Here is a 6,588-nt window from a genome sequence, read left to right on the forward strand (position 1 = left end):
TTTATCGCTAGCACAGGACTGCAGTGGAGGCGAAAAACCATGACCCTGACCAATCGCGACATTGTCGAACTGACGGAGTGGCGGCGCAAGCTGCACAGGCAGCCGGAAATCTCGAACGATGAGGAGAAGACGGCGAAAGAGGTCGTCGCCTTCCTCGCCGACACCGGGCCGGACAAGGTGCTGACCGGCCTCGGCGGCCACGGCGTCGCGGCCATCTACGACAGCGGCAAAAACGGACCGACCGTCCTGTTTCGGTCCGAACTCGATGCGCTGCCGATCGAGGAACTGTCCGGCGTGCCGCATTCGTCGCAAGTGCCGGGCAAGTCGCATATGTGCGGCCATGACGGACACACCGCGATCCTGGCCTCGCTTGGCCGCCAGTTCGGCCGCGAACGGCCCGCCAGCGGCCGCGTCGTGCTGATGTTCCAGCCGGCGGAGGAAACCGGCAATGGCGCGGCCGGCGTCGTCGCCGATCCGCGCTTCGGCGAGATCGCGCCCGATTTCGCCTTCTCGCTGCACAATCTGCCCGGCGTGCCGTTCGGCGAGGTCAGGCTCAAGCCCGGCGTGGTCAACTGCGCCTCGCGCGGCATGCGCATCGTGCTGGAGGGCAAGACCGCGCATTCTTCCATGCCCGAGACCGGAACCTCGCCCATGCCGGCGATCTCGGAGCTGATGCCGGCCCTGCCCGCGCTCGGCCGCGCCACCTTCGCCGATGACGACTTCTCCATGGTCACCGTCACCCACGCGCGCATGGGCGAAGCCGTGTTCGGCATCGCGCCTGCTTACGCCGAGGTCTGGGCGACGCTGCGCACCCGCCGCGACGAGCGCATGGCGGACCTCTGTGCGGCCGCCGAGGCGCTGGTCAAGGAGATCGCCGGCCGGCACGGCCTCTCCGCACGCTCAGACTATCACGAGATCTTCGTCGCCAGCGTCAACGCGCCGGACGCGGTCGAGCATCTGCGGCGCGCCCTCGACGAAGAGAGCGTCGCGCATGGCGAGGAAGCCCTGCCGATGCGCGCCTCGGAGGATTTCGGCCTGTTCGGCCACAGCGCCTCGTCGGCGATGTTCTTCCTCGGCGCCGGCGAACGCCACCCGGCGCTGCACAATCCCGACTACGACTTTCCCGACGACCTGATCCCGATCGGCTCGAGGATCTTCATGCGCGCGGCGCGCAACCTTCTCGGCTGATTTCAGCGCAACCCGGCCAGCACGGCGGCTTCGTCCCGGATCAACTGGACATCTGGACTCTTCGAAACTGGGACATTTCCAACGGGCCGAATTGTGTGGCATCTGTCAGGCCAACGCAAGGAGTTCAAAATGTACACCCCGCCCGCCTTCCGCGACGACGACAAGGACAGCCTCATGGCGACGATCCGCGCCGCCCGGCTGGCCAACCTCGTCACCGCCACGGCGGACGGGCCGCTCGCCACGCCCCTGCCCCTCTTTCTCGACGAAACCGAGGGCGAGCATGGCGTCATCCATGGCCATCTGGCCAGGGCCAACCCGCAGTGGCGTGTTCCTGCGATCGGCGACGGACTTGCCATCTTCATGGGGCCGGATGCCTATGTGACGCCGGCCTGGTACCCGACCAAGCAGGAAACCGGCAAGGTCGTGCCGACCTGGAACTACGCCGCCGTCCACGCCTATGGGCCGGTCGAGTTCTTCGACGATGCGGACAGGCTGCTGGAGGTCGTCACCCGGCTGACGAACCTGCATGAGGGCGCGCGCGCCGCGCCGTGGGCGGTGTCGGACGCGCCGCCCGACTTCATTCAGTCGCAGCTTCGCGGCATTGTCGGCCTGCGCATGCCGGTCATCAGGCTCGAGGGCAAGCGCAAGATGAGCCAGAACCGCAACGCCGCCGACCGCGCCGGCGTGACCGCGGGGCTGGCGGCGAGCGAGCGGCCGTCCGACCGCGAGGTTTCCGCTCTGATCCCTTCGTGAAGGCATGACGCCTCGCCTTGATGCGGCGGCCCGCGCCCGCCCGGTCAGGAGTCGATCCGGCCCGCGACCTGCTGTCGCCTATCGGCGTCCATTGCCACCAGAGCCGGCTTCCCTCGCCAGCACCAGTCCCGCGTCATCGAGAACGTAGCGGACATAACGGTAGTCGCGAATGAAGCTGATCCGGCCTTCGTGCCATTCCAGCCACATGAAATGATGCGGCTTCGGGGCGGCCCGGTCCTCGAACACCGCGATCACCTCGCGGCCCTCGACCCATGCCGGTCTGAGCCACAAGCCGTCGCTCTTGGCGTAGATCGTGAAGAACATGCCGACGTCGGCGGCGCCCGCGCGCGGCGGGTGCATGGACTGATGGAGCCTCACATCGTCGGCAAGCAGCGCGCGCAAGCCATCCCAGTCGCGTCGGTTGAACAGAGTGACATAGCGAACGGTCGCCGCGGATGCGATGCGCGCATCGGGGAGCGGATTGGCGGCGGCGTTGATCCGCCGAAGCCGGGCGCGGCCGCGCGCCAGATGCGCCTTCACCGCATCGATCGTGATGCCAAGCAAGGCGGCGATGTCGGCCAGCGGCTCGTCGAGCACATCCCTCAGGATAATCACGCTGCGTTGCGGCACCGGAAGCTCCGCGAAGCGCGACACGGCGGTTTGCACGGCTTGCCTGCGCATCAGCATCTCCACCGGGTCGGCCTCGTCGGCAATCTCAAGCGCCGCCTCGATGGGCTCGGCGGCGCGGATCGCGCGGCTGCGCAAAAGGTCCAGCGCGCGGTTGTGGGCGATCCGGAACAGCCAGGGCCTGAGCTGCGGCACCTCGCGCAACTCGTCCAGGGCAACGAAGGCGCGCGCGAACGTATCCTGCATCACATCCTCGCCGTCGATGACCGAGCCCATCAGCCGCGAACAATAGCGGTGCAGCTCCGGCCGCAACGCGGCGGCAAGGGCAAGCAGCCCCTCCTGCCGGTCGCGCTCCACGGCTGGCTTTCCCTCGCTCAAGGACCCTCCATGATCGTCACCCCCGCGTCGCCGCTGAGGCCGAAGACGACGCCCTCGGCATATTGCGGGTCTTCCAGCACGGAAACCACCCTGTCGCCGAACGCCCGGGGCGGCATCGGCGCGCCGAAGCGGGTGACAAATTGTTCCGGCGTGATGCCCATCGAGCCGGCATAGGCGCCGGCCGCCGCATCGCCGATCCCGGTGCCGAGGATCATCTGCCGCGGCACGATCGCCTGGAAGCGTATGCCGAGGCCCTTCTCCTGCGCCACGCCATTGGCGTATTTGGCCATGAACCATAGCATCCGTTTGGAGCCGCCATAGCCGCCCGACATCTGCGATCCGGTGACGGCGGCACCGCTCGACCCCACCAGCACCCGGCTGCCCGGCTTGAGCGGCAGGTTCAGCGCCGCCTGCAGCCAGTAGAGCCCGGCCTTGACGTCGGTTTCCCAGGCGACGGAGAAATCCTCCCATTTCAACTGGTCCAGCCGCCCCATCCGGGGCGTGGCACCGGCGTTCAGCACCACTATGTCAGGGCGGACCTCGCCAAGAATGCGATAGGCCGCGTCCTCGTCCGTGACATCGGCCGCAATGGTGGCGACCCCAAGCCGCACACCGACCGCTTCCAGCGCCTCGGCGCCCCGCGCGACCACGGTCACGCTGGCGGCCTGCTCGACCAGCGCTTCGACCAATCCGAGGCCAAGCCCACGGCTGCCGCCGGTGACCACGATATTCTTATCCCTGAGGCTCATTGACCCTGCTCCAGTGTTTCACTGTAGCTAAGACGTTTGAGGATCGGGAAAAGAGTCAGGGGGTGGGCGGGATTTGGCATCTGCCCCGGCCTGCCGGGGCCGTGGTGTGTTGGAGAGATTCGTGCTGGTGAGGTTCGCGATAGACATGCACTCGGCCAATATGGCCAGCGGCAGACCGGCTGCTTCAAGGGGCATGCCCAGTGGACGGTCCGCCGGACATGTGCTCCATGGGCAGGTGACAAAGCGGTGGGAAGAAGTGAAGCGCGCTTTTCGATTGTTTGCAGCGGCGATCGTGGCGTCCGCCATGAGCGGTTGCACCAGCATTTCCTACTACGCGCAATCGCTGGAGGGTCATGTCCGGATCATGGCCGCGCGCGAAGACGTCGGAAAACTGATCCAAGCCCCTTCCACCCCTGCGGCATTGCGCACCAAATTGACGTCGGCGCGCGCCATAAGGCGGTTTGCGACAGACGAGCTGGCACTGCCCGAAAACAGCAGCTACCGCAGCTATGTCGACATCCACCGGGATGCTGTGACCTGGGCCGTTTTTGCCGCGCCGCAATTCTCGCTCACGCCAAAGACATGGTGCTTTCCGGTTTTCGGCTGCGTTCCGTACCGGGGTTACTTCGATCGGAAATCCGCGACCGAAAGCGCGGTCGCACTTCATGAACAGGGGCTGGACGTCTATGTCACCGGCATCACAGCGTATTCCACACTGGGCTGGTCCAGTGACCCGCTGCTCAGCACCATGCTGCGTCAGGACGACACCTATCTCGCGAGCCTCATCTTTCATGAGCTGGCGCATCAGCGCCTCTATGTGAACGGCGACTCCGCATTCAATGAGGCTTTCGCGGTTGCCGTCGAAACCACCGGCACAAGAAAATGGCTCCGCGCGGCCGGCGATCGCGCCGGATTGCGCCGCTACGAAGCCGGTCGCAAACGCAGCGCCGATTTTCTCGGACTGGTGTCGAAAACGCGCGACGAGTTGAGGCAGGTCTATGAAAGCTCCCGTACGCCGGATGAGATGACGGCTGCCAAGGCAGCCACGCTCGACAGGCTGCGGATGCGCTACCGGCAAATGCGCGACAGACGCTGGGCCGGATACAGGGCATATGACGCCTGGTTCAACGCCCCGATCAACAATGCAAAACTCGCCGCGACTGCCGTCTACGGCGAGCAGGTTCCGGCGTTTCTTCGCCTGTTCGACCTGTGCTCCGGCGATTATCCGAGATTCTACGCTTCCGTCCGACGGATCGCGGATTTGCCCGAACCGGCCCGTGCCGAAGCGCTCAAGGCCGCGACTACCTGTGATTGATTTGAACAAGCACGGGGACTTTTGACGGGCTCCGATGTCAGCCCCGGCCGCGAGCGGATGGCTCTAAACCTGGCTCGCCAAGAGTGACGTTCCGGCGTCTGCGTCGAGCGCAAAACGCTCGCAGTGCTCGCCGTCGGACTCGTCGACGAAGCTCTCGACATGTTTGAAGCCGAGCTTCGCCAGGATTCGCAGCGACGCGACATTGCGCGTCACCGCCTCGGCCGTCAGCTGGTCAAGCGCCAGGGTCTCAAAAGCATAGCGAACGACTTGGCGCGCGGCCTCGCTGCCCAGTCCCTGTCCCCAATGGGCGCGTGCCAGCACAAATCCCAATGCGGCTGCCTTGGCTTCGGTTGCGAAGGACAGGGTTATCGTCCCGATCGCCTCCGATGCCCGGTCTATGGACCACTGGATCGCCTTGCCGTCAGCCAAGCGCTGACGCGAACGGGCCAACCATTCTTCGCCGGCGCTTAAGTCGTCGGGAACGGGATCGCCGGCAAGGGAGGCGGATTCGACATGGGTGGCGCGCGCAAACCATGCCGGGATATCCCGCTCGCTCGGCGCCCGAAGCACGAGCCTTGGTGTGGTGAGCTTGGGAACTGCTTTCATCGGAGGCATTTTCGACCCGGGGCGGCGCCAATGCAACGGCGTCGACGGAACGCGCCGGCTAGCTACCAAGGCGGACTTCGGCCCCAAAGTACGCCCAACCGCCTTCAGCGCCGCGCGACGATTTGATGCGGCCGCTCGTCGCTTCGGTCATTTCTTCCGCAGCTGTTTGACAATGTCGAGAAAGGCCCGCAGTGCGGGCGGTACGGCTCGGTGTCCAGGGTAGTAGACCGCAACTTCTTCTGGAGCCGGCACCCACGCGGTCAGAATTTTGCGCAAACTGCCCTCGGACAGGGCCGCCTCGACGGCCCAATCGGCCACGTAGGCGACGCCCAGATCCTCTCTTGCAGCTTCGACCATCAGCTCTTCGTCGTCGAGGACGATGGTGCCGTTTGCCTCGAGTGTGAGTTCCTGGCCCGCGCGCTCGAACTCCCATCGATAGAGCTTCCCGCTGGGCATGCGGTGACCGATGCAATGGTGGCGCGGCAATTCCTCGGGGGTTCCCGGCTCGCCGAAGCGATCGAGATAGGCGGGCGAGGCGACACAGATGAATGTCAGCGGGCGCCCAAGCAACACGGTGATCATGTCCTTGGGCACCGATCCAAGGGGGCGCACGCCGGCATCGAAGCCGCTGGACACGATGTCTATGAGGCGCCCATCGACGACAATATCCACAGTCACGTCAGGGTGCATCTCCGCCATCCGGGGGAGAGCTGCGCGAACCAGAAGGCCAGCCACCAGCCGCGGTGCGTTAATGCGGACTGTTCCCGCAACTTTGCCCCGAAAACCCGCGACGCTGTCGAGCGCCTCGTCCAGTGAGGCAAGCGCCGGTTGAAGGCGCCCAAGCAATTGGTAACCTGCTTCNGTCGGCGAAACGCTGCGTGTGGTGCGGTTCAGCAGGCGCACGCCCATACGTTCCTCGAGCGCTCGCATCGCATGGCTTAACGTCGAAGGCGCCGTGCCGATCTCGTCAGC

Annotated in this window: 7 protein-coding genes; 3 read left to right on the forward strand and 4 right to left on the reverse strand. The window is 65.6% G+C overall.

Features of this window, described 5'->3' with window-relative positions; translation table 11 throughout:
* Nucleotides 1-39: 39 nt before the first annotated feature.
* Complete coding sequence (locus M653_RS0129140; RefSeq protein ID WP_027146483.1) at nt 40-1,188, forward strand: amidohydrolase; 1,149 nt, start codon at nt 40-42, stop codon at nt 1,186-1,188.
* A gap of 129 nt (nt 1,189-1,317) precedes the next feature.
* Nucleotides 1,318-1,941: an FMN-binding negative transcriptional regulator gene (locus M653_RS0129145; RefSeq protein ID WP_027146484.1), complete on the forward strand. Its 624-nt coding sequence runs from the start codon at nt 1,318-1,320 to the stop codon at nt 1,939-1,941.
* 78 nt (nt 1,942-2,019) lie between these two features.
* Here M653_RS0129145 and M653_RS0129150 read toward each other — a convergent pair whose 3' ends face one another.
* Both M653_RS0129150 and M653_RS0129155 read right to left on the reverse strand, forming a co-directional pair.
* Nucleotides 2,020-2,946 (reverse strand): sigma-70 family RNA polymerase sigma factor, encoded by a 927-nt coding sequence (locus M653_RS0129150; RefSeq protein ID WP_027146485.1) that lies wholly within the window; start codon nt 2,944-2,946, stop codon nt 2,020-2,022.
* Nucleotides 2,943-3,695: an SDR family NAD(P)-dependent oxidoreductase gene (locus M653_RS0129155; protein ID WP_027146486.1), complete on the reverse strand. Its 753-nt coding sequence runs from the start codon at nt 3,693-3,695 to the stop codon at nt 2,943-2,945. The genes M653_RS0129150 and M653_RS0129155 overlap by 4 nt, the downstream gene beginning before the upstream one ends.
* Before the next feature lie 304 nt (nt 3,696-3,999).
* On the opposite strand from M653_RS0129155, the gene M653_RS0129160 reads away from it, so the two are divergent.
* Complete coding sequence (locus M653_RS0129160; protein WP_051442865.1) at nt 4,000-5,010, forward strand: aminopeptidase; 1,011 nt, start codon at nt 4,000-4,002, stop codon at nt 5,008-5,010.
* 63 nt (nt 5,011-5,073) lie between these two features.
* On the opposite strand, the gene M653_RS0129165 is transcribed toward M653_RS0129160, so the two are convergent.
* A complete protein-coding gene (locus M653_RS0129165; RefSeq protein ID WP_027146488.1) occupies nt 5,074-5,616 on the reverse strand; it encodes a GNAT family N-acetyltransferase in 543 nt (180 codons plus the stop codon).
* A gap of 147 nt (nt 5,617-5,763) precedes the next feature.
* On the reverse strand, nt 5,764-6,588 hold an 825-nt coding region (locus M653_RS0129170; RefSeq protein WP_027146489.1), incomplete at its 5' end, for a LysR family transcriptional regulator.

Source organism: Mesorhizobium sp. WSM3626 (assembly GCF_000513935.1).
GTDB classification, from domain to species: domain Bacteria; phylum Pseudomonadota; class Alphaproteobacteria; order Rhizobiales; family Rhizobiaceae; genus Mesorhizobium; species Mesorhizobium salmacidum.

Bases quoted from the DNA above. Each gene is read 5' to 3' on its own strand.
- M653_RS0129140 (WP_027146483.1), top strand. From the start codon at position 40: ATGACCCTGACCAATCGCGACATTGTCGAACTGACGGAGTGGCGGCGC.
- M653_RS0129165 (WP_027146488.1), bottom strand. From the start codon at position 5,616: ATGAAAGCAGTTCCCAAGCTCACCACACCAAGGCTCGTGCTTCGGGCG.
- M653_RS0129145 (WP_027146484.1), top strand. From the start codon at position 1,318: ATGTACACCCCGCCCGCCTTCCGCGACGACGACAAGGACAGCCTCATG.
- M653_RS0129160 (WP_051442865.1), top strand. From the start codon at position 4,000: ATGAGCGGTTGCACCAGCATTTCCTACTACGCGCAATCGCTGGAGGGT.
- M653_RS0129155 (WP_027146486.1), bottom strand. From the start codon at position 3,695: ATGAGCCTCAGGGATAAGAATATCGTGGTCACCGGCGGCAGCCGTGGG.